We start from the raw sequence: 23126 nt of genomic DNA, 5'->3' as shown, positions 1-23126 counted from the left end.
TTCATCATGCGTCGTCTGCTACTCTGCGGCTTCGAGCCCTTCGGCACGGATAGCGTCAATCCCGCCCTCAAGATCATCGAACAACTGGACGGTCAGACACTGGCCATGCACGACCAGCCCGATGAGCGCTTCGAGATCATCACCTGCCGGGTGCCGGTGACACGCTACGCCGCGATTGACAGCGTCATCAAGGCCATCGGCGAGCACGCCCCTGACACCGTGATCATGCTCGGCCAGGCCAGCGGTCGCAGCGCCATCACGCCGGAGCGTGTCGCCATCAACCTGGATGACTATCGCATCAAGGACAACGGCGGCCACCAGCCGGTGGATGAGCCCATCGAGGCCGACGGCCCGGATGGCTGTTTCACCACCTTGCCGATCAAGGCGATGGTCAACGACCTCCAGGCGGCGGGCCTTCCCGCCAGCGTCTCCTACACGGCAGGCACCTTCGTCTGCAACCACCTGTTCTATGGGGTGCAGCGTCATCTGGCGGATAGCCCCATCCGCTCCGGCTTCGTGCATATCCCGGCGCTGCCCGAGCAGAGTGTCGATGGCCGCCTGCCGACCATGAGTCTTGAAAGCATGCTCGAAGGCGTACGGGTGATGTGCGTCAGCGCCATGTCCCATCAGAAGGATGCACGCATCGGCGGTGGCAATATCAGCTGAGCGCCACCATCGCGTCGCGGCTGAACGCCCGACTCCGACAGCTCCCCTGCAAGCCGGCATGCGTTACAATGCCGGCTTTCCCATTTCTGGCAGGTGGACACGATGACTCCCGAGACACACATCCTGGTGCTGTATACCGGCGGAACCCTGGGCATGGTGGAAAGTGAACAAGGACTGGTACCTGCCGGTGACTTCGATACACGTCTGCGCGCAGCACTGGAACAACTGCCCCCCAGCCGTCGTGGCCGTCTGCCCGCCTTCACCCTGCGCGAGTTTCCACAGCTGATCGACTCCTCCTCCGCGACACCGGCGGACTGGCACACCATCGCCAGCCAGATCGCGGACGCCTACGACAGCTTCGATGGCTTCGTCGTCCTGCAGGGCACCGACACCCTGGCCTGGACGGCCTCCAGCCTCGCCTTCCAGCTCAAGGGCACCGCGCGCCCGGTGATCGTCAGTGGCGCACAGTTGCCGCTGGAAGCCGAGCACAGTGACGCGCTGGGCAATGTCGAACTGGCACTCACCGCCGCCGCCCAGCCGACCCTCAATGAAGTCGTGGTCGCCTTCGGCGGGCAGCTGCTGCGTGGCGTGTGCACCCGCAAGTGGTACACCCAGGACCACCGCGGCTTCACCACGCCCAATGCGCCGCTGCTGGGCGAATGGGTCGATGACCGCGCCGTGCTCTACCCCGGCCGCCTGATGGATGATCAAGGCCCCGCCTTCGAGCTGCCCGACTATGCCCGCCTCGGCAAGGACAGCATCATTCGCCTGCCGCTCTACCCCGGCATCAGCGCCAAGAGCGTGCGTGTGCAGTTGATGCGCCCCGAGGTCAAGGGCGCCGTGCTGGAGCTGTGGGGCAGCGGCAATCTGCCGGAAGACGGCGAGCTTTTGGGGGTATTGGCCGATGCGCGTGGCGAAGGCAAGCTGCTGGCCGGTATCAGCCAATGTCCGCACGGGCCGGTCACCATCGGCCACTATGCGGCCGGCGCAGGCCTGGCCACTGTCGGCGTGCTGTCAGGCGACGACATGACGCTGGAAGCGGCCTTCACCAAACTGCTGCATCTGGTGGCGCTCGATCAGGATGAGGACTGGCAGCGGGAACGCTTCCTGATGCCCTTGGTAGGCGAGCGCGCCAGCGGCCTGCTGTGAGTCCTGGCGACCCCGCGTGTCGCTGGCCGCTGAACTCTTGTCGCTGAGCGCTGAGCTCTAGCCTCTGAACTCTAGCCGCTGAGCGCTGAATTCTGGTCGCTGATCAGCGCGCAAACCAGCCTTCAGCGTTGACCGATAGATAACAGAAAGCCCCCGTCAGGCGTACCTGACGGGGGCTTTCTAGTTTCGCTGATAGGCCTTGGCTAATCCTTCACGCCAAGGCGCAAATCAACAGGGCCAGCTGGATCAACTGAATCAACCGGTGTTGCGCAGACCGGCCGAGATACCGGCCATGGTCACCATCAGTGCGCGTGACAGCTCGGCGGAGATGGCGCCATCAGCGTCGCGGTTACGCTGCAGCAGCTCGGCCTGCAGACCATGCAGCGGGTCGATGTAGGGGTTGCGCACATCGATGGCCTGACGGATCAGCGGCATATGCTCAAGCAGTGCCTGTTGATCGCGGATCTCCAGCACCACCTTCTCCAGGCGCTCGAGACGATCACGCAGTGATTGCCCCAGCGCCTTCAGGGCCGGCTCATCGACCAGACGCTGCTCGTAGTAGGCCGCCGTCGAAAGATCGGCCTTGGAGAGCAGCATCTCGAGCATGTCGACGTAGGTGGAGAAGAACGGCCAGTCATTCATCATCTCGCGCAGCACTTCCAGGCCGCCCTCTTCCTGCATGCGCGTGGCGAAGGCCTCGCCACTGCCCAGCCAGGCGGGCAGCATCAGACGAATCTGGGTCCAGGCGAAGATCCACGGGATCGCGCGCAGCGTCTCGACGCCACCATCCTGACGACGCTTGGCGGGGCGTGAGCCCAGCGGTAGACGTGCCAGTGCGGTTTCCGGTGTTACCGAGCGGAAGTACGGCACGAAGTTCGGGTCTTCACGCACCACGCCGACATAGGCCTTGTGCGCGATACCAGCCAGGCGATCCATCTCGTCACGCCATTGCTGCTTGGGCGCCGGCGGCGGCAGCATGCTGGCCTCCAGCACCGCGCAGACATAGATCTCCATCGAGCGACTGGCGATGTCGGGCAGACCGAACTTGAAGCGAATCATCTCGCCCTGCTCGGTGACGCGCAGCGAGCCGGTCACCGAGCCCGGTGGCTGGGAGAGGATTGCCGCATGCGCCGGGCCGCCGCCACGACCGACCGTGCCACCACGGCCGTGGAACAGGGTCAGTTCGACGCCGTGGCGCTTGGTGACTTCCACCAGCGTTTCCTGAGCGCGGTACTGTGCCCAGGCAGCCGCCAGCTGGCCGGCGTCCTTGGCGGAGTCGGAGTAACCGATCATCACTTCCTGACGATCACCGGCCTGCTCGCGATAGATCGGCATGCCCAGCAACGTGTCGATGACCGGGCCTGAGCGGTCCAGATCATCCAGCGTCTCGAACAGCGGCGCGATCGGCAGGCGCACATCACCGCCGATCTCCTTCATCAACAGTGCCACCGCCAGCACATCGGAGGCCTGACCGGCCATCGAGATGATGTAGGTGCCCAGCGCCTCGCGATGCTCGCGCGCGATGACCTTGAAGGTATCCAGCACCTCGCGCGTGTCAGTGGAGCATTCCCAATGGCGCGGGATCAGCGGGCGACGGCCAGCCAACTCCTTGGTGAGGAAGTCACAGCGCTGCTGCTCGTCCCACTCGAAATAGCTGCCCAGCCCCAGCGTCTGACTCAGTTCATCGAAGACCTGTGCGTGACGCGTGCTCTCCTGGCGGATATCGAGCTTGGTCAGGGTGACACCGAAACAGGCCACGCGACGCAGGGTGTCGAGCAGTGCGCCGTTGGCGATGGTGTCCAGCCCCACATCGCACAGCGAGCGGTAGCAGGCCAGCAGCGGCGTATACAGCTGCTCACGGGTCTCGATAATATCGACACCTTCATGGCGCTTGCCGTCCAGACCCGCCTTGGCCCAGTCACGCGTGCTTTCCATGCGCAGGATCAGGCGGCGCAGGATCTCGCGATAGGGTTCGGCCACATCGCCGGCCTCGGCACGCAGGGCGGCCGTGCACTTCCACATCGACAGCTCCGACTTGAGCTGTTCGAGATCGCGAAGGTAGAGGTCCGCCGCCATCCAGCGTCCCAGCAGCAGCACGGTCCGCGTCACGCTGGCGGTGACATTGGGGTTGCCGTCGCGGTCACCGCCCATCCAGGAGGCGAAGCAGATCGGTGCGGCGTCCAACGGCAGGCGCTCACCCGCGGCGTCCAGCGTCATCTCGTCAAGCTGACGGTGGAAGTCCGGCACCGCTTGCCACAGCGAGTTCTCGATGGTGGCAAAGCCCCACTTGGCCTCATCCACCGGCGTCGGACGCTCGTGGCGGATCTCGTCGGTGTGCCAGGCCTGGCTGATCAGCTCGGTCAGACGTGCACGCGCGAGGGTCGCCTGTTCCGGGCGATCACAGGCGCCTTCCATCTGGGTCAGACAGCCCTCGATGGCATCGTATTTCTGGATCAGGGTGCGGCGGATGACTTCCGTCGGGTGCGCCGTCAGCACCAGCTCGACACGCATCGCCGAGAGCTCCTCGACGATCTTCTGCGCGCTGAAACCACGCTCGCGAATGCGCGTGATCAGCTCGCCGAGGTCCGGCTGGCTGCCGGGACGATAATCCTCGACGCGCTTGAAGCGGCCACGGTAGTGCTGCTCGGCGATGTTGGAAAGATTCAGAAACTGGTTGAACGCCCGGGTGACCGGCAGCAGATCACCATCCGGCAGATCACGCAGATAGTCGATCAGCTCATGACGGGCGGCCTGATCGCCCTGCTGGCCCTGTTTGGCCAGGGCGCGGATGCGCTCGATGCGTGCGACGAAGTCATCGCCGAGGTCGGCCGCGATGGTCTGGCCGAGGTTGTCACCGAGAATACGCACGTTATCGCGCAACGATTCATGCAAGTCGTGACTCATGAAACCCTCCTTGGGAGTGACGGTGCTGCCGCGGTCATCTTCCCCTGTCACCAGGGGCACACAGTCAGATAGCTGACAACAGATTCCCTCATTGCGCAAAGACACCTGATGACAACCGGCTGAGGGAAGACACCGGTCTGGCGCTGGTGAAGACACTGGCGCGAAACGGAAAGACCCGCGGCGCAGCAGACCGGAAAGCAGGACAAGACTCGCGTCCTGATCGCTTCCCCTCAGCATACGACCGCGGGCCTCGGCTCCACAATCCGACTATCGCGTAAACTTACTACATTTTTCCAAATGCCCTTTTCCCAATACCCTGCGACGACGCCCTATCACCGAACCAGCGGCGTCACCGGACGCGCTACTGACGCCGCACCCTCACCCTGTCGCGCCTGCTCAGCCGCACGCTCCCGGCGCTTGGCCTCATCCCAGTGCGCATCCATCTCGGCAAGCGACGCCTCATCCAGCGTGCGCCCTTGCCCGGCGATCGCGGCTTCCACATGGCGGAAGCGTGATTCGAAGCGCGCATTGGTAGCACGCAGCATCTGCTCCGGGTCCGCCTTGAGGGTACGCGCGAGATTGACCACCGCGAACAGCAGATCCCCGACCTCCTCGCGCGCATGGGCCGTATCACCCTCGGCCAGAGCTTCCTCGACTTCGCCGAGCTCCTCACGAATCTTGGCCAGCACGCCACTCGTGTCCGGCCAGTCAAAGCCCGAACGCGCGGCCTTCTTCGAGAGCTTGGCCGCCCGCGTCAGCGCCGGCAGGCCAAGTGGCACGCCATCCAGTACGCTGTCGCCGGCAGTCTGACTGGCAGGCGCGTCAGCGGACTCCTGCTGCTTGAGCGACTCCCACTGGGCGTTGAGCGAGCCTTCGTCGACCTCATGAGTGGCGATGCCCTCACGGCGCGACGCGAGGGTGCCATCCGGGAAGACGTGCGGATGGCGGTGCAGCATCTTCTCGGTCAGCACATGGATCACGTCGTGGAAATCGAAGCGTTGCTGCTCACTGGCGATCTGGGCGTAGAAGACGCCCTGAAACAGCAAGTCACCCAGTTCCGCCGGCAGCTCCTCTAGCACACTGGCATCGGCTGCGGCGCGCTCGATGACATCGGCGACCTCATAGGCCTCCTCCAGGGTGTGCGGCACCAGACTCGCGTAATCCTGGCGGCTGTCCCAGGGGCAGCCGTACTGCGGGTCACGCAGCACGGCCATCAGGGTCAGCAGGTCATCGAGGGTGTAGCGCGTATCGACTGGCGTGGCCGTCTCTTCGCCAGGTTCCCGACTTTCACCAGACTCCAGCCTCATGCCTTGTCGCCCCCGACCCGCAGGCGCTTGACGTCGATGATGTTGGGCAGCTGCTGGATGCGGGCGAACACGCGCCCCAGCACGTCGAGATTCTCGACTTCCAGCGTGATCTTGAGCGTGGCGATGTTGTCGAGCTGATCGGTGCGCGTGTTCACCGACAGCACATTGACCTTGTCGCCGCTCAGTACGTTGGTGACATCACGCAGCAGACCGGAGCGGTCCCAGGCCTGGATCTCGATATCGACCGGATACTGATTGCGCGAGCGCTGACCCCAGTCGACATCGACGATGCGACGCGGCTCGTCCGAACGCAGCTGGATCAGGTTCGGGCAGTCCTGACGGTGCACGGTCACGCCGCGCCCCTGGGTGATGAAACCGGCGATCTGATCGCCCGGCACCGGGTGACAGCAGTTGGCCATGGTGGTCTTCAGATTGCCGACCCCCAGCACCATGACGGCGTCGGGCTTTTCCTTGCCCTGCGGCTTGCGCTGGCGCAGCAGACGCTCGAGCTGCTCCTGATCATCGGTATCGCCGAACAGCTGCTGGGCCTGGTGCAGCACCTGGCCGACGCGCAGATCGCCCGCGCCGATGGCAGCGTACATGTCATCGCGCGTCGGGTAATTGACGGCGTTGGCCAGCTTGTCGCGGTCGAGATTCTCCAGCGCCAGCCGCGAGAATTCCTTCTCGAGCAGCGCCTTGCCCTCATCGACGTTCTGGTCACGTGCCTGCAGCTTGAACCAGGTCTGGATCTTGGCGCGGGCCCGCGAGGTGCGCACGTAGCCCAGATTCGGGTTGAGCCAGTCGCGGCTCGGGCCACCCTTGGTGGCGGTCAGGATCTCGACCTGCTGGCCGGTCTTGAGCTTGTAGGTCAGCGGCACGATGCGCCCGTCGACCTTGGCACCCCGGCAGCGATGGCCGACCTCGGTGTGCACGCGGTAGGCGAAGTCGATCGGCGTCGCGATCTTGGGCAGGTCAATGACATGCCCTTCCGGCGTGAAGACATAGATGCGGTCCGGCGCGACGTCGGAGCTCAGCCCCTGACGGATCGCTTCCTGGCCGCCGTTCTCGCCGACTTCGTCCTGCCATTCGAGCACCTGACGCAACCAGGCGATCTTGTCCTCGTAGCTGCGGCTCTTGTGGCCGACATCGTGACCCTTGTAACGCCAGTGGGCACACACGCCCAGCTCCGCCTCCTCGTGCATGTCGAAGGTACGGATCTGGATCTCGATGACCTTGTTGCTCGGCCCCACCACCGCAGTGTGCAGTGACTGGTAGCCATTCTTCTTGGGGTTGGCGATGTAGTCATCAAACTCATGCGGCACGTGGTGCCAGCGCGAGTGGACGATCCCCAGCGCCGTGTAGCAATCGCTGACGGTGCCGACCAGAATCCGTACCGCGCGCACGTCATACACCTGGGAGAAGGCGATGCGCTTGATCTTCATCTTCCGCCAGATGGAGTAGATGTGCTTGGCGCGGCCCGCGACATCGAAATGCTTGATGCCCTGCTCGCTCATCAGAGTGCGCATCTCGACCAGCAGATCGGCGATGTAGTGCTCACGCTCCAGACGCTTCTCGGACAGCTGCTTGGCGATGGTCTTGTATTCATCCTCCTCGCGGTAGCGGAAGGACAGGTCCTCCAGCTCCCACTTGAGCTGACCGATGCCCAGGCGGTGCGCCAGCGGCCCGTAGATATCGAAGACTTCGCTGGCCACGCGCATGCGCTTCTCGCGCGGGGCATCCTTGACGTGACGCAGGGCGACGGTACGTTCGGCGATCTTGATCAGCGCGATGCGCACGTCATCGATCATCGACACCAGCATCTTGCGCAGGTTGTCCTGCTGGTCATGCTGCGCCATGCCATGACTCGGCGCCTGCAGCTGACTGATGGCAGCCATGTTGAGCACGCCATCGATCAGGCGTGCCACTTCCTTGCCGAAATGCTTCTCGATGGCCTCAAGCCCCAGATGCCCTTCACGCACCGCGCGATAGAGCACGGCCGCGACCAGCGCCGGTTGGTCAAGCTTGAGTTCCGACAGGATGTCGGCCATCTCGAGACTGAAACGGAAACTGCGCAGCGGCTCGCGCCACGGCTTGTCACCGCGGGCGTCCGCCTCGCGCGCCACCTTGAGCGCCACTTCACAGGCCTGCACCATGACCTCGGCATTCACCGACGGGACTTCCTCGCGCAGTCGCGCGACCCACACCGGGATGTCCACACCACCGCTATCGGTCAGCGGCTGATCTTCGCGCACCTTGACCATGACCCTATGTCCTTGAATATCTTGCCATCTTGATGACAGTGCCCGAGGGCACCGCCTCAGTCTTCCGCCCGCTCCAGCAGCAACATCGATTCCAGATGTGCCGTGTGAACGAACATGTCCGCCATCAGGGCACGCGTGACGCGATAACCGGCGTCCTGCAACAGCCGTGCATCACGCATCAACGTGGTCGGGTCACAGGCGATGTACAGCACACGCTGCGGCACTCGGCTGACCCTCCCAGCATGCAGATCACGTGCCAGCTCCTCGCAGAGAGGCTGAGCGCCATCACGCGGCGGGTCTAGTACCAGAAGGTCGATACCCTCGAGTGACGGCAGGGCCTTGCTCAGGTCCGCTCGACGTGCACTCACCTGAGCCAGTCCGTTGGCTTCGGCATTGACCATCAGCTGATCGACCATGCCCTGACTGCCCTCGATGCCCGTCACCTCACTGGCGCCGGCCGCGGCAGCCGCCAGGGTCAGGTTGCCGACACCGGCGTAGAGGTCCATCACCTTGAGGCCACTGACGTCGCTCAGCCATTCGAAGGCGGTGTCGATCAGGCGCTGATTGAGCGCCGCATTGACCTGCACGAAGTCGCCCGGCGAGAAGGCAAGACGCAGCGTCGTTGCGCCGACACTCAGCGAATACGCGGCGTTCGGCGTGCCCGACAGCCACTCCAGCACCACCGGATCACGTCCGACCCGCCAGCCGACCACCAGGCCGTGCTGCTCGGCGAAGGCCTGCCAGCGCTGCGCATCACGCGGCACCGCCTTGAGCTGGCGCACCACCACGATGACCTGCCCTTCGGCAGCGGTCAGCTCCAGATGACCCAGACGCTTGGGTGCCTCGAGGCTCTCGATCAGCTCACGCAGCGGCGCGAGCAGGCGGTCCAGCTCCGGCACCAGCACGCTGCAGGTGGTGATATCGACCAGCTGGTTGCTGCCGCGTCCCCGGAAGCCGAACTGCAACTCTCCGGCATCGGTCACGCGTACGCCGATACGCGCGCGACGGCGATAACGGCTTTCATCATCGCCCAGCGGCTGAATCTCGGGCAGCGTCACGCCATTGCGTGTCGCATGTTCGCCCAGCACCTGCACCTTATGGGTGCGTTGGGCATCCAGCGCCATATGCTGCAGATCACAGCCGCCACAGCTGCCGAAATAGGCACAGGGCGGCGTCACGCGACTGTCAGCCGCGTTGTCACGTGCACGCACATGCGCCTCATTGAAGCGCTTGTGGGTGCGGTGGATGGCCAGCGTCACGCGCTCGCCGGGCAGGGCCTGATCGATGAACTGGGTCTTGCCGCTCTCGTCATGGGCGATGCCGCGCCCGTCATGGGCCAGGCGGTCGACCGTCAGCCACTGGCTGTCGGCGTCGCTGGCATTGCGGGTGCCACGACTGGCCACTTCCTTCTCGCGACGGGTCGGCTTGCGCGCCGGTCGCTTCTGTCCGAGCAGCGCCATCAGGAACGCTCCCCTGCGACGGCTTCATTGTGGGGCGTGTCCTGCTGAGTCATGTCGTCGTCCTGGGTATAGAGGCCTGTCGAGAGATAGCGGTCTCCCCGGTCACAGACGATGAACACGATGACCGCATTCTCGACCTGCTCGGCGAGCTTGAGCGCGCCCGCCAGCGCACCGCCGGAGGAGACACCGGCCAGAATGCCTTCTTCGCGCGCCAGGCGGCGCATGCAGACTTCGGCTTCGTGCTGGCCGATATCCAGCGTGCGGTCGATGCGTGAGGCATCGAAGATTCTCGGCAGATATTCGGCGGGCCAGCGGCGGATACCCGCGATGCTGGCACCTTCGGCAGGCTGCAGGCCGACGATCTCGATGGCCGGATTCTGCTCCTTCAGATAGCGCGAGGTGCCCATGATGGTGCCGGTGGTGCCCATCGAGGACACGAAGTGCGTGATGCGTCCGTGGGTCTGCTGCCAGAGTTCCGGCCCGGTGGTGCGGTAATGCGACAGCGGATTGTCCTGGTTGGCGAACTGATCCAGCGCCTTGCCCTCGCCACGCGCGATCATCCCCTCGGCCAGGTCCCGCGCGTGCTCCATGCCATCGGCTTCGATCAGCGTGGCCCCGTAGGCGCCCATCGCCTGCTTGCGCTCACTGGAGGCACTGGCCGGCATCACCAGCACCATGCGGTAGCCCTTGATGGCCGCCGTCATGGCCAGCGCGATGCCGGTATTGCCGGAGGTCGCTTCGATCAGGGTATCGCCGGGAGAGATCTCGCCGCGCGCTTCCGCCTCCTGGAACATGGAAAGCGCCGGACGATCCTTGACCGAACCGGCGGGGTTGTGACCCTCCAGCTTGGCCAGCAGCACATTGTTGCGGCCCGCGCTGATGCGCGTCAGGCGCACCAGCGGCGTATTGCCGACGACATCTGCAAGACTGGGATAATCGGACGCGCCAGGGATGGCGTCACCGGGGGTTTCGCTGAGATGAGACATGAGAGGCAGACTCCAGAGACGCCGCGCCCGGACAGCCGAATGACAGCGGTCAGGCGCTGGCATCGGGACCAAGGACGAACGGGGGGCCGCGTCGGGGTGTAGATGATGCGCGCAGTATATCGCTCCCGCCCAGCCCTGTCAGGGCGCTCGCCATCGCTTCGCTCAAGAGCGCGAGGTATGCTGACCGCTGATGCTCGTTCGCCCTTTGACGATGGATTGCCATGCTGCTTCGTACCCGATTCCAGCTTGCCCTCTTGCTGCTGCCCCTCGCCACCAGCCTGATGTTCAGCCTGTATGCGGTGGACCGCGAGATCAGCGGTGAGCGCCTGGCCATGATGGAGCGCCTGCAGGCCAGCATGCAGGCCATCATGCCGGGCATGGCCAACGCCGCCCTCGCCGCTGACGACCAGCGCCTGCACGAGCAGGCCCAGATGCTGATCGACCAGCGCGACGTGCGCGCCCTGACGCTGCGCACCGCCAACGGCGGCGCCCTGTTGCATCTCGGCCCTAGCCAGCGTCCGGAAACCAGCACGCTGGTCGAGAGTCAGGCCTACCCCTCGGACCCGGACTCGCTGGTGATGGTGATGCCGGTCATCGACCCGTGGCGCGAGACGCAGCGCGGCGAGCAGATGTCGTGGCTGGTACTGGAGGCCTCCGACACCCGCCTGGTGCTGCATCGCTACCAGCTGCTGGTCGGCTACGGGCTGGCCAATCTGGTCTTCGGGCTGGCGCTGCTGCTGCTGGCCTTCCATGGCTCGCGCCGCATGCTGCAGCCGCTGCATGAGCTGGGCGAGGCCCTCACCTGTCTGGCGCGCGGCGAGACACACCGCCAGCTGCCGGTGGCAGGCAATGACGATCTCAGCGAGCTGGCCGAGAACTACAACCGCAGCGTCGAGCAGCTCAAGCGCGCGCGCGAGGACATGCAGGACCAGATCGAACAGACCACCCAGGACCTGCACGAGTCGATGGAAACCGTCGAGATCAAGAACATCGAGCTCGACATGGCGCGGCGCAAGGCGCTGGAAGCCAACCGCATCAAGTCGGAATTCCTGGCCAACATGAGCCATGAGATCCGCACGCCGCTCAACGGCATCATCGGCTTCAGCAACCTGCTGGGGCGCAGCGATCTGGACAACCGCCAGCGCGACTGGCTGGGCCACATGCAGAATGCCTCCTCGAGCCTGATGTCGTTGATCAATGACATTCTCGACTTCTCCAAGATCGAAGCCGGCAAGCTCGAGCTCGAGAAGGTGCAGATGGACATCGAACCGCTGATCGAGGAAGTGCTCGCCATGCATGCCCCGGAGGCCCATCGCAAGCATCTGCATCTGCTCGGGCTTGTCTATGACGACGTGCCGCAGCGCTTCGAGGGCGACCCGCTGCGCATCAAGCAGGTGGTGACGAATCTGGTCGCCAATGCCGTCAAGTTCACCGAGCGCGGCGAAGTCATCGTGCGCGTGATGGTGGATGATCTGTCCGGCAGCAACACCCGCCTCAAGATCGCGGTGGCAGACACCGGCATCGGCATGGATAGCGCCCAGCGCAATCGCCTGTTCCAGGCCTTCTCGCAGGGAGACCCGTCACGGGCACGCCAGTTCGGCGGCACCGGCCTGGGGCTGATGATCTCCAAGCGACTGGTCGAGCAGATGGGCGGCGAGATCCAGGTCGACAGCCTGCCCGGCCACGGCTCCACCTTCCTGTTCAGCGTGCCGGTGGCGGTCAGCAGCATCGAGGAGCGCCCGCGCGAAGTCGTGTTCGATCATCAACGCATCTGCCTGATCGAGCCCCACTCGGCCACCCGTCGCGCCCTGAGTTACCTGCTGACCCGCTGGTCACTGACGCTGGTCGGCATCGAAGAGCAGCCGGATCTGGTGGTGGTCGCGCTGGAGAGCCGTGACCTCAAGCGGCTGGATGAATGGGGCGCGCGCCTCAAGCATCTGCCGTGTCGCGTGCTGGGTCTGCTGAACGCGCCCCTGCCCGCCGACGCCGAGAACCTGCAGCAGTACGGCATCGACGAAGTGGTCAGCAAGCCGGTCACACGCCTGCAGATGCGCCACAAGCTGGCCAATCTGCTGCATTCACCTCACCGCGACCCGACTCAGGCGCCGCGCAGCGCCTCCTTCACCTCGTTCGAGCCGGCCACACGTGAGCAGGACGCAAGCACGGCGCCGGCCGCCAAGCCGATCGCCACGCCTGATGCGAGCGCCAAGCCAGCCAGCACGCCTGCCGCGAGCACCACGCCTGCCAAGACACCACCGGCCGGCCCGCGGCCTGAGCTCCCCGCCCAGCCTGCGAGCCAGGAAACGCCTGCGCAGCCTCGCAAGTGCGTGATGGTGGTCGACGACAACCCCTCCAACCGCCTGTTGGCCGAGGAGCTGTTGACCGACATGGGGCTGGACACCCTGGCCGCCCAGAGTGGCGAAGAGGCGCTGGCGCTGGCTCAGGAGCAGGTCGTGGATGCCGTCCTGATGGATATCCAGATGCCGGGCATGAACGGGCTGGAAGCCACCAAGGCGCTGCGTCATCAGCATCGCGAGGGCAACCGCCACCTGCCGGTGATCGCCCTCACCGCCCATGCACTGGCGCATGAACGGCGAGAGCTGTTGGCGGAAGGCATGGATGATTACCTGATCAAGCCCATCGACGAGGGCCTGCTGGCCAACCTGCTCAGCCGTCATCTGGGCATTTCGCTGAACCCGCCACCGCAGGCCGCGCGGTCATCCAGCCAATCGCGCAGCCCTGCCCGCAGCCAATCGCGCAGTCCAGAACGCAACCAACCGCGCAGCCCTGCTCGCAGTCAGGCGATGACTGCCTTGCCGCCGGGAGTGAAAGACGCTGCCAGCCAGGCCGAGTCCTCATCGCCGGTAGCGCCACTGCCCCGCTCTGCCGCGAAGAGTCAGCTCAGTCTGGAGCAGGACGCTGACCTGCCGGTGGTCGACATGGCGCTGGGCGTGGAAATGGCCGGAGGCCGCGAGGCCCTGGCTCTGGAGATGCTGGGGCTCTTGATCGAGAGCCTGCCGGAGAGCGAGGCCAGGATCCGCCGCGCTTGGCAGGCGCGTGACAACGAGGCGATGCTCGATGGCGTGCATTATCTCAACGGCGCCTGCCGCTACTGTGGCGTGCCGCGTCTGGCGCTGCTGGTGGAGGCACTGGAGACCCGCATCCGCGTCAGCGGCCTGTCGCAGCTGGAAGAGGATGTCGATGCCCTGTTCGCGGCCATCGACAGCCTGATCCAGTGGTCGCACAGCGATGAGGCCAAGGCCTTGCTCGCCGCGCCGCTTGAACCGGCTAGCCCCGACGGTGAGACGGGTGAGACGCCTGAGACGCCGACAGCGTCCTCTGTCGAGACCTCTTCATCGTCCGCCACCGCCCCCTCGGACGCACCCGCTGAGCCCTCCGACACAGGCTCGTCATCGGTAAGCAATCCACAGACGAGCGAGCCACAGTCCAAAAACCAGCCCTGAAAGACCAGTCCTGAAAGACCAGTCCTGCACAAACGACAACGCCACCCGCTGCCGCAAGGCAGGGGTGGCGTTGTCGTTTCGAGCGCCGTGTTCACAGGCGCGATACAGCGTCAGACCGAATAGGGCTAACGCTCCAGCACCACGAAGGCGATGGCCTGATCACGCTCATCACTGATCGACAGGTGCAGATGGCGGATACCCGCCCGCGCGGTCAGGGCTTCCGCCTCGTCAGACAGCTTGAGCGAGGGCTTGCCCAGGGCGTCGTTGACCACCTGAATCTGGGTGAAGCGCATGCCCTGACGCAGGCCGGTGCCCAGCGCCTTGACGAAGGCTTCCTTGGCCGCGAAACGCTTGGCCAGAAAGGCCGCCGGCTGAGGGTGATCGGCAAAGCGCGCCAACTCCTCTTCCCCCAGCAGTCGGCGCGCAAAGCGCTCGCCGTGGCGCGCCATGCCTGCCTCGAAGCGCTCGATACGCGCGATGTCCGTGCCTATGCCGACGATCATCCGCAGCAGCCTGAGCCCTGCACATGCTCATGGGCATCACCGTGTTCGTGGTCATGGTCATGATCGTGCGCATCCAGCGCGGCCATCAGGCCCGCTTCCTGGCCTGCGATACACAGACGCTTCATCTCGATGACGGCCTCCTTCAGGCCGACGAACATGGCGCGCGCGATGATCGCGTGACCGATGTTCAGCTCGTTGAGCCCGGAGATACCCGCGATCGCCTCGACGTTGTGATAGTTGAGACCGTGACCGGCATTGACCACCAGCCCCAGCTCGTTGGCCAGCTCCGCGGCGGCCGCGATACGCTCGAACTCGACACGCGCCGTCTCGCCCGTGGCATCGGCATAGGCGCCGGTATGCAGTTCGATGACCGGCGCACCGGCTTCGAAGGCGGCACGGATCTGCTCCGGCTCCGGGTCGATGAACAGCGAGACTTCACAGCCCGCCGCTGCCAGACGCTCACAGGCGGCGGTGATGCGCGCCAGATCACCGACGACATCCAGTCCGCCTTCGGTGGTCAGCTCTTCGCGCTTTTCCGGCACCAGACACACGTTGGCCGGCTGGACTTCCTCGGCCAGCGCCAGCATCTCTTCGCTGACGGCCATCTCGAGGTTCATGCGCGTGTTGAGCACCTCGGCCAGAATGCGCACGTCGCGCTCCTGGATGTGGCGACGGTCTTCACGCAGGTGCACGGTGATACCGTCGGCACCCGCCTCTTCCGCGACCAGCGCGGCCTGGACCGGGTCCGGATAGCGGGTACCACGCGCCTGACGCAGTGTGGCGATGTGGTCGATGTTGACCCCGAGCAGGATGCGCAGCGGATGCATGATCAGCTCCTAACGATGAACAAGAGAACAGGCATGGCGACGAGGGCCATGCCGAAGACAGGTCGCGCAATACTATCATGCGTCACGCCGCAGCCGGACAGTGTCGCCACGCCTGATGACGTCAGTCGGACTGACGACTCTGACGCCGCCTGGCCGTCAGCTGCATCATCAACTCGCGCGAACGCAGCGGACGATCCCCCAGCAGCGGCGCCAGCGCACGCCGCGCCAGCCACAGGCTCTCACGGGCAAGCCCTGGATGGCCCCAGTCTTCGCTGGCCAGCAACTTCAGGGCCCGCCCTTCGATGCCCGCCGCGCCTGGCGGCTGCGCCTGAAAGCGTCGCTCACTGACCACATAGTCATAGCGCACATCCGGCATCAAGGGGCTGTCATCCAGAGCGCGAAACTGCGGCAGTTGTTCCAGCGCTTCCAGCAGGCTGTATTCGAGCCGCCTGAGCGCGGGGGCGCGTCTGGCGGGCAGTGCCACCTCATCCAATGTCAGCGAGTAGAGCGCGAACAGCTCCGGCACCGGCATTTCCACCGGCAGCGTGCGGGTCAAAAGCTCATTGGCGTAGAACCCGCACAGCAGCCCCTCGCCCGCCAGCAGACTGGCACTGCCGCCGGTCTCCATCAGGTTGAGAGTCTTGAGATCGCTCTCGCCACGCCAGGTGACATGCAAGGGCGTGAACGGCTGCAGTCGTGCACGCGCCTTGCTGCCCGGGCGCTGAACGCCACGCGCCACCGCGCGCACCCTTCCGTGTTCGAGGGTCAGCAATTCGATGATGGCACTGGTTTCACGGTAAGGCTTGCGATGCAGCAGGAAGGCCGGTTGCGGCGTCATCAGGCAGGCTCACGTCAGACGGTGGCTTGGCAAAAAAAGCTGGCAGAAGGACTGGCAGAGGGGCTGGCAAGAAACGAGACCGCCTGGACAGGGCCAGGCGGTGCGCGGCAGAGGCCGCGAGAACATCGGATCAACGACGGGCGACACATGGCAGGTGCGACCCTCTCGGATCGCCACCGCCCTGCACCGCTCGCGCGACGTCGTCAGTCCTTGTCGTGGGTGTAACCCAGACTCTTCAGGGCACGCTCGTCATCCGACCAGCCACGCTTGACCTTGACCCACAGGTTCAGCATGACCTTGGCGTCGAAGGCACGTTCCATCTCGAGACGCGCTTCACGGCCGATGTTCTTGATGCGCTCACCGTTCTCGCCGATCAGGATCTTCTTCTGACCCTGACGCTCGACCATCATCAGCGCGCTGATGTGCAGGGTGCCGCGCTGATCGGTCTTGAATTCCTCGATCTCGACGGTCATCTGGTAGGGCAGTTCGTCGCCCAGCTGACGCATCACCTTCTCGCGCACCAGCTCGGAGGCCAGGAAGCGAGAGCTCTTGTTGGTGATCTGGTCGTCCGCGAACATGTGCTCGCCCTGCGGCAGACGCTTCATCACGTTCTCGAGCAGCAGATCGATGTTGGTGCCGTTCTTGGCCGACATCGGAATGATGGCCGCGAAGTCACGACGTTCCTGCAGGCTCTGCAGCCACGGCGCGAGGGTGGTCTTGTCCTTGAGCCAATCGATCTTGTTGACCACCAGAATCACCGGCGCCTTCACGTGGGCCAGCTTCTCGAGCACGATCTGGTCTTCTTCCATCCAGCGGGTGCGGTCGACGATGAAGACGACGGCATCGACATCACGCAGCGCCTGGGTGGCGGCCTGGTTCATGAAGCGGTTGATCGCCTTGTTGCGATCGCGCTGCATGATGTGGATCCCCGGGGTATCGACGAAGACGCACTGGGTGCCCTCTTCGGTGTGGATACCCATCACCTGGTGACGCGTGGTCTGCGGACGACGCGAGGTGATCGAGACCTTCTGGCCCAGGATGTGGTTCATCAGCGTCGACTTGCCGACATTCGGGCGACCGACGATGGCGACGAAGCCACAGCGGGTGTCCGGCAGCGGCTGATCGCTGACACCGGCGGCGGCCAGCATGCCCTCGAGGGCATCCGGCGTGCCGACGCCGTTATCAGTGGAGTGATCAGGGGCGTCGCCGCTCGGGGTGACGTTGTCTTCTGGGGTATGGCTCATGAGCGGCCTCCGCGGGCAGGTTCGAGCAGTTGCAGCGCGAACTCGGCCGCCTGCTGTTCAGCATGACGACGGCTGGAGCCGACGCCTGTGGTCTTGGTGTCGATCATCTCGACGTGGCAATCGACGCTGAAGGTCTGCGAATGCGCTTCGCCTTCGACGCTGGTCACCTCATAACGCGGCAGTGCCGCCTGACGCGATTGCAGGAATTCCTGCAGACGCGTCTTGGGGTCTTTCTGGGTGTCCTGAAGATTCAGCGCTTCAAGACGGGTGGCGTACCAGCGCAGCACGTGTTCACGCGCCACCTGCATGCCGGCGTCCAGATAGATGGCGCCGATCACGGCTTCCACGGCATCGGCCAGAATGGACTCGCGACGGTGACCGCCGCTTTTCATCTCGCCGGAGCCCAGACGCAGGTTCTCGCCGAGATTGAATTCACGCGCCAGCTCCGCGAGGGTCTGGCCCTTGACCAGGCGCGCACGCAGGCGCGACAGCTGGCCTTCACGGGCCTGGGGGAAGCGCAAAAACAGCGCTTCGGCGATCACGAAGTTGACGATGGAATCGCCAAGGAATTCGAGACGCTCATTGTTCTGGCCACCATAGCTTCGATGAGTCAGAGCCAGTTCCAGCAGGCTCGCATCCTCGAAGGTGTGGCCGATACGCTTTACAAAGGCATTCAGCGGGCTACTCACAGGTCTCCCTACTCTCTTTTTGTCGCTGACGCCCGCGGGCGTCCTGTCGAATGGTGCATCAGTCATGCTGGCTGATGCCTGTCGTCTTCGACATGTCTCGCGATGCCCGAAGCCTACGCGGCTTGAGGAGTTGCCGATTGCCACCATCCCAATCCGATATTCGTCAGCCGCGCTGCCCGCAAGCTTGTGGCCACGGGTCCGACATGATGAACAGCAGGTTGACATGGCAGGCACGACGCATCGTCCCATGTCGAAAATCCGCACTGATAAGGCCGGCGGGCCAATGTGGCCCTGCCAGACACGACCGGGCCGCCTCTCGGCGGCCCGGTCAATGCACTGATCAATGAATCAGGCGTACCGAGGAAAAGTCCGGGAACCCTTCTTTCCAGTGCATCCACACCGCCACCGCCTTGCCGACGATGTTCTCTTCCGGCACGAAGCCCCAGTAGCGGCTGTCGTTGGAGTGATCACGGTTGTCACCCATCACGAAGTACATGCCTTCCGGCACCCGGATCTCGCGCATCTGCGGGCCGGGGTCCTGAGGGTTATTGTAGATTTGATGGGCGTGTTTCCCCAGTGTCTCATCCAGCAGGTCTTCACCGGACTGTTCACTGGAGTTGCGCGCATTCAATGTCTTGTCGATGGCCTCACCATTCACGTAGAGCTGCTTGCCTTCGTAGCGAATGGTATCGCCCGGCAGACCGACGACGCGCTTGATGAAGTTGGTGGACGGATCTTCCGGGAAACGGAACACCATCACATCACCGCGCTCCGGCTCGCCGACTTCCAGCACCTTGGTGTCGACCACCGGCAGGCGCAGGCCATAGTCATACTTGTTGACCAGGATGAAGTCGCCGATCTTGAGCGTCGGCAACATCGAGCCGGACGGAATCTGGAACGGCTCGAACGCGAAGGAGCGCACCACCAGCACCAGCAGCAGTACCGGGAAGAAGGACTTGGCATAGTCCACCGGCCACGGGTCACGCGCCAGCTTCTCACGCGTGCCGGCGTCCAGTTCTCCTTCGACGGAGGCCTCGGCCTTGGCCACACGCGCCTTGCGCGCACTGCGCAGGGCAACCAGGTCTATCAACCACACCACGCCGGCTACCGCTACGGCAATCACCAATACTAGCGAGAAATCCATCGTTGTCCCTGTCTGCCCTGGGTCTTGGTGGCAAGCCGCCAGACGGCGGCCTGCCTCAGTCGTTCATCTTGAGCACGGCAAGGAAGGCGTCCTGGGGAATTTCCACCCGGCCGACCTGCTTCATGCGCTTCTTGCCCGCTTTCTGCTTCTCGAGCAGCTTCTTCTTGCGGCTGACGTCGCCGCCGTAACATTTGGCGGTGACGTTCTTGCGCAGCGCCTTGACGGTGGAGCGTGCCACGACCTGGCCACCGACGGCAGCCTGGATCGCCACATCGAACATCTGACGCGGAATCAGCTCTTTCATCTTCTCGACCAGCAGACGGCCGCGGCCATGTGCGTGATCACGGTGGATGATCGCCGCCAGTGCATCGACGCGGTCGCCGTTGATCAGCACATCCAGACGCACCAGCTTGGCCGCCTCGAAGCGCTCGAAGCTGTAATCCAGCGACGCATAGCCCTTGGAGATGGACTTGAGGCGATCGAAGAAGTCCATCACCACTTCCGCCATCGGCAGCTCATAGATCAGCTGGATCTGGCTACCCAGGAACTGCATGTCGAGCTGAACGCCACGACGATTGACGCACTCGGTGATGACGTTGCCGACATATTCCTGCGGCACGAGGATGGTAGCGCGGCAGATCGGCTCGCGCAGCTCATCGACGTTGGCCATGTCCGGAAGCTTGGACGGGTTGGACACCGGCAGCACATCGCCGTTGTCCATCAGCACCTCATAGATCACCGTCGGTGCGGTGGTCAGCAGATCGAGATTGTACTCACGCTCCAGACGCTCCTGGATGATCTCCATGTGCAGGGTGCCGAGGAAGCCGACACGGAAACCGAAGCCCAGCGCGTCGGAGTTCTCCGGCTCGTAGTCCAGCGAGGCATCGTTGAGCGCCAGCTTCTGCAGCGCATCACGGAAGTCCTCGTAGTCATCGGAGCTGATCGGGAACATGCCGGCATAGACCTGCGGCTTGACCTTCTGGAAGCCCGGCAGACGCTCGACCTTGTCGGCGGTCTTGGTGTGCACGATGGTGTCACCCACCGGCGCGCCCATGATGTCCTTGATACCGGCGACGATGAAGCCGACCTCACCGGCGCGCAGCACGCCGGTTTCCTTGCGCTTGGGCGTGAAGATACCGATCGCGCCGGTTTCCCAGTCACGGCCGGTGGACTTCAGGCGGATCTTCTCGCCCTTCTTCAGGGTACCGTCGAAGATACGCACCAGCGAGACGACGCCGAGATAGTTGTCGAACCAGGAATCGATGATCAGCGCCTGCAGCGGTGCCTCCGGATCGCCCTTGGGCGGCGGAATGTCACGCACCAGACGCTCGAGCAGCGCTTCCATGCCCATGCCGGACTTGGCCGACACCTGACAGGCATCCGTCGCGTCCAGACCGATGATCTCCTCGATCTCCTGGGAGACCTTTTCCGGGTCCGCCTGCGGCAGATCCATCTTGTTGAGGACCGGCAGCACCTCGAGGCCCTGCTCGATGGCGGTGTAGCAGTTGGCCACCGACTGGGCTTCGACGCCCTGGCCGGCATCGACCACCAGCAGCGCCCCTTCACAGGCGTACAGCGAGCGCGAGACTTCATAGGAGAAGTCAACGTGGCCCGGCGTATCGATGAAGTTCAGCTGATAGGTATTGCCATCGTCAGCGTGGTAGTCGAGGGTCACCGACTGCGCCTTGATGGTGATGCCGCGCTCACGCTCGATGTCCATCGAGTCAAGCACCTGCTCCTTGAGCTCACGGTCGCTCAAGCCTTCGCACAGCTGGATGATGCGGTCAGCCAGCGTGGACTTGCCGTGGTCAATGTGGGCGATGATTGAGAAGTTGCGGATATGCTTCAAGGACGGCGGCGTTACGCGTTCGGTCATGGATCACTGCTCTGTATTTGTGCCCGTCTCCGTGAAATCACACGGCCAACACGGGAGACGACGGAAATCGAATTGCACGCATTGTACAGTCCGACCACAAGCGATGATAGAAGGCGTTGCCTTTTGCGCCCCTCCGGCCCTGTCACAACCCGCCTGAACTCGGGTGAACCGCAGGGCCGCCCGGCAGCAGACGGGGCGCACAGTCGCCCGTGCGCCCCGTCTGCTACCGGAGTGACCGCCTTCGTGCCGGTGGCGGTCACCTTCTGTTGCCTGCGCGCTCGTCGCTCAAGTTCTTGACGCTTGCGTCAGGCGCTGGCGGGATCACTTGTCGCTGTCGGCACGCATGCGCAGTGCGATGTACAGCGGGCGACCATTGCGCACCAGGCGCAGCGAGACCGGACGGTTGGTCGGCAGCTTGGCGACCACATCGCGCAGCGCCTGCACGCTGGTCAACGGCTGCTGATTGAGTTCGACCAGCACATCGCCAGCGCTGATGCCTGCCTCGGCAGCCACGCCCTGCGGGTCGACTTCCATCACGCGCACCCCGTGATCGAGGTTGAGCTCGTTCAAGCTGGCCTTGTCGAGCTCTGCCACCGCAACGCCCAGCCCCTGCTTGTCGTCACTGGCCTTGGCGGCATGCGCCTGCTCACTGCCCGGCCAATGGCCGACCTTGGCGGTCAGCGTCTGGCTCTTGCCATCGCGCAGGATGGAGAGCTTGAGCGAATCGCCCGGCGAGCTGGCGCCGACCATGCGCGGCAGGTAAGCCGAGCTCTCGACCGCCTTGCCATCGACGGCGGTGATGATGTCGCCACTCTTGAGGCCAGCGGCGGCAGCAGGGCCATCCGGATCAAGATCGGCGATCAGCGCACCGCGCGCACGGTCCAGCCCGAAGGATTCGGCCAGGTCCTTGGAGACCGGCTGAATGACGACGCCCAGCCAGCCGCGATCCACGCGTCCATCGGTCTTGAGCTTGTCGGCGACATCCATCGCCACATTGATCGGAATCGCGAAGCTCACGCCCATGAAGCCGCCGGAGCGGGTATAGATCTGGGAGTTGATGCCCACCACATCGCCATCGAGATCGAACAGCGGCCCACCGGAGTTGCCCGGATTGATCGCTACATCCGTCTGGATGAACGGCACATAGGCGTCCGACGGCAGGGTGCGATCGATGGCGCTGACGATACCGGCGGTGACGGAATGATCGAAGCCGAACGGTGAGCCGATCGCGGCCACCCATTCGCCGACTTCCAGCGCATCACTGTCGCCCATCGGCAAGGTCGGCAGGTCTTCCGCCTTGACCTTGAGTAGCGCGATATCGGTCTTCTTGTCCTCACCGACCACCTGCGCCTTGAGTTCGCGGCGGTCGTTGAGGCGCACCATCACCTCATCGGCACCGTCGATGACGTGGGCATTGGTCATAATGTAGCCATCATCGGAGATGATGAAGCCAGACCCGAGACTGGAGCGCTTCTCGACGCCCCCGCGGCCCGGACCAGGCAGCTGATCACCGAAGAAGCGCTTGAAGAATTCGGGCATCTCTTCGCCATTGGGCCCACGGAACACCGGCCCCGAGCTGCGCTGGATCTCGGTGGTGGTCGCGATATTGACCACCGCGGGCGCCGAGTCCTTGACCAGCTGGGTGAAGTCGGGCAATTCACGAGCCTGAACCAGCTGGGAGCCCATCAGGGCAGCCATGGCCAAGGCAGGTACCATCAGGCGGGAAAGGGATTTCATCAGTGCGGCTCCTGGTACGTCCTGTCATCACTTGTTATCAGGCGTGCAATCACGCAACTACTGACGATGGC

Annotated in this window: 16 protein-coding genes; 3 read left to right on the top strand and 13 right to left on the bottom strand. The window is 64.2% G+C overall.

The features are described from left to right. Positions 1 to 6: 6 nt before the first annotated feature. Positions 7 to 666 (top strand): pyroglutamyl-peptidase I, encoded by a 660-nt coding sequence (pcp, locus tag LCW13_RS04805; protein WP_225347715.1) that lies wholly within the window; start codon positions 7 to 9, stop codon positions 664 to 666. Between the two features lie 102 nt (positions 667 to 768). Beyond that, on the top strand, positions 769 to 1815 hold the full coding sequence (locus LCW13_RS04800) for an asparaginase (protein ID WP_225347714.1): 1047 nt from the start codon (positions 769 to 771) through the stop codon (positions 1813 to 1815). A gap of 255 nt (positions 1816 to 2070) precedes the next feature. On the opposite strand, the gene ppc is transcribed toward LCW13_RS04800, so the two are convergent. The 5 genes from ppc to cysM all read right to left on the bottom strand — a co-directional run bounded on the left by ppc (position 2071) and on the right by cysM (position 10733). Next, complete coding sequence (gene ppc, locus LCW13_RS04795; protein ID WP_043331859.1) at positions 2071 to 4719, bottom strand: phosphoenolpyruvate carboxylase; 2649 nt, start codon at positions 4717 to 4719, stop codon at positions 2071 to 2073. 332 nt (positions 4720 to 5051) lie between these two features. Next, positions 5052 to 6026, bottom strand: a complete 975-nt coding sequence (gene mazG, locus LCW13_RS04790; protein WP_225347713.1) for a nucleoside triphosphate pyrophosphohydrolase — start codon at positions 6024 to 6026, stop codon at positions 5052 to 5054. Further along, a complete protein-coding gene (relA, locus tag LCW13_RS04785; protein ID WP_043331860.1) occupies positions 6023 to 8287 on the bottom strand; it encodes a GTP diphosphokinase in 2265 nt (754 codons plus the stop codon). The genes mazG and relA overlap by 4 nt, the downstream gene beginning before the upstream one ends. Before the next feature lie 56 nt (positions 8288 to 8343). After that, the gene (locus tag LCW13_RS04780) at positions 8344 to 9747 is read right to left on the bottom strand and encodes an RsmD family RNA methyltransferase (RefSeq protein WP_225347712.1); all 1404 of its coding nucleotides are present in this window, start codon (positions 9745 to 9747) and stop codon (positions 8344 to 8346) included. Beyond that, entirely contained in the window at positions 9747 to 10733 is a 987-nt protein-coding gene (cysM, locus tag LCW13_RS04775) for a cysteine synthase CysM (RefSeq protein ID WP_225347711.1), read from the bottom strand. Before cysM ends, LCW13_RS04780 begins: the two co-directional genes overlap by 1 nt. A gap of 221 nt (positions 10734 to 10954) precedes the next feature. Here cysM and LCW13_RS04770 point away from each other — a divergent pair, with 221 nt between their 5' ends. Then, positions 10955 to 14197: a hybrid sensor histidine kinase/response regulator gene (locus LCW13_RS04770; RefSeq protein WP_225347710.1), complete on the top strand. Its 3243-nt coding sequence runs from the start codon at positions 10955 to 10957 to the stop codon at positions 14195 to 14197. A 125-nt stretch (positions 14198 to 14322) separates the two neighbouring features. On the opposite strand, the gene acpS is transcribed toward LCW13_RS04770, so the two are convergent. The 8 genes from acpS to LCW13_RS04730 form a co-directional block, all read right to left on the bottom strand. Then, positions 14323 to 14700 carry a holo-ACP synthase gene (gene acpS, locus LCW13_RS04765; RefSeq protein WP_043331863.1) on the bottom strand — a complete coding sequence of 126 codons (378 nt, stop codon included), beginning with the start codon at positions 14698 to 14700 and terminating at the stop codon, positions 14323 to 14325. Further along, a complete protein-coding gene (gene pdxJ, locus LCW13_RS04760; protein ID WP_225347709.1) occupies positions 14697 to 15527 on the bottom strand; it encodes a pyridoxine 5'-phosphate synthase in 831 nt (276 codons plus the stop codon). Before pdxJ ends, acpS begins: the two co-directional genes overlap by 4 nt. Before the next feature lie 121 nt (positions 15528 to 15648). Then, entirely contained in the window at positions 15649 to 16365 is a 717-nt protein-coding gene (gene recO, locus LCW13_RS04755; protein ID WP_225347708.1) for a DNA repair protein RecO, read from the bottom strand. Positions 16366 to 16568: 203 nt separating this feature from the next. Next, positions 16569 to 17513, bottom strand: coding sequence for a GTPase Era (era, locus tag LCW13_RS04750; RefSeq protein WP_052384345.1), 945 nt, complete (start codon positions 17511 to 17513; stop codon positions 16569 to 16571). A 92-nt stretch (positions 17514 to 17605) separates the two neighbouring features. Then, positions 17606 to 18298, bottom strand: a complete 693-nt coding sequence (gene rnc / locus LCW13_RS04745) for a ribonuclease III (protein ID WP_043331866.1) — start codon at positions 18296 to 18298, stop codon at positions 17606 to 17608. 340 nt (positions 18299 to 18638) lie between these two features. Continuing rightward, entirely contained in the window at positions 18639 to 19442 is an 804-nt protein-coding gene (gene lepB, locus LCW13_RS04740) for a signal peptidase I (RefSeq protein WP_054554987.1), read from the bottom strand. 55 nt (positions 19443 to 19497) lie between these two features. Continuing rightward, positions 19498 to 21318 carry a translation elongation factor 4 gene (gene lepA, locus LCW13_RS04735; RefSeq protein WP_043331869.1) on the bottom strand — a complete coding sequence of 607 codons (1821 nt, stop codon included), beginning with the start codon at positions 21316 to 21318 and terminating at the stop codon, positions 19498 to 19500. Between the two features lie 321 nt (positions 21319 to 21639). After that, positions 21640 to 23055 (bottom strand): DegQ family serine endoprotease, encoded by a 1416-nt coding sequence (locus LCW13_RS04730; RefSeq protein WP_043331870.1) that lies wholly within the window; start codon positions 23053 to 23055, stop codon positions 21640 to 21642. Between the last annotated feature and the right edge of the window lie 71 nt (positions 23056 to 23126).

This window comes from Cobetia amphilecti (genome assembly GCF_020217465.1).
Taxonomy (GTDB): domain Bacteria; phylum Pseudomonadota; class Gammaproteobacteria; order Pseudomonadales; family Halomonadaceae; genus Cobetia; species Cobetia amphilecti.
This window is presented reverse-complemented; position numbering and strand designations above follow the sequence as displayed.

Bases quoted from the DNA above. Each gene is read 5' to 3' on its own strand.
- pcp (WP_225347715.1), top strand. From the start codon at position 7: ATGCGTCGTCTGCTACTCTGCGGCTTCGAGCCCTTCGGCACGGATAGC.
- LCW13_RS04800 (WP_225347714.1), top strand. From the start codon at position 769: ATGACTCCCGAGACACACATCCTGGTGCTGTATACCGGCGGAACCCTG.
- ppc (WP_043331859.1), bottom strand. From the start codon at position 4,719: ATGAGTCACGACTTGCATGAATCGTTGCGCGATAACGTGCGTATTCTC.
- mazG (WP_225347713.1), bottom strand. From the start codon at position 6,026: ATGAGGCTGGAGTCTGGTGAAAGTCGGGAACCTGGCGAAGAGACGGCC.
- relA (WP_043331860.1), bottom strand. From the start codon at position 8,287: ATGGTCAAGGTGCGCGAAGATCAGCCGCTGACCGATAGCGGTGGTGTG.
- LCW13_RS04780 (WP_225347712.1), bottom strand. From the start codon at position 9,747: ATGGCGCTGCTCGGACAGAAGCGACCGGCGCGCAAGCCGACCCGTCGC.
- cysM (WP_225347711.1), bottom strand. From the start codon at position 10,733: ATGTCTCATCTCAGCGAAACCCCCGGTGACGCCATCCCTGGCGCGTCC.
- LCW13_RS04770 (WP_225347710.1), top strand. From the start codon at position 10,955: ATGCTGCTTCGTACCCGATTCCAGCTTGCCCTCTTGCTGCTGCCCCTC.
- acpS (WP_043331863.1), bottom strand. From the start codon at position 14,700: ATGATCGTCGGCATAGGCACGGACATCGCGCGTATCGAGCGCTTCGAG.
- pdxJ (WP_225347709.1), bottom strand. From the start codon at position 15,527: ATGCATCCGCTGCGCATCCTGCTCGGGGTCAACATCGACCACATCGCC.
- recO (WP_225347708.1), bottom strand. From the start codon at position 16,365: ATGACGCCGCAACCGGCCTTCCTGCTGCATCGCAAGCCTTACCGTGAA.
- era (WP_052384345.1), bottom strand. From the start codon at position 17,513: ATGCTGGCCGCCGCCGGTGTCAGCGATCAGCCGCTGCCGGACACCCGC.
- lepB (WP_054554987.1), bottom strand. From the start codon at position 19,442: ATGGATTTCTCGCTAGTATTGGTGATTGCCGTAGCGGTAGCCGGCGTG.
- lepA (WP_043331869.1), bottom strand. From the start codon at position 21,318: ATGACCGAACGCGTAACGCCGCCGTCCTTGAAGCATATCCGCAACTTC.
- LCW13_RS04730 (WP_043331870.1), bottom strand. From the start codon at position 23,055: ATGAAATCCCTTTCCCGCCTGATGGTACCTGCCTTGGCCATGGCTGCC.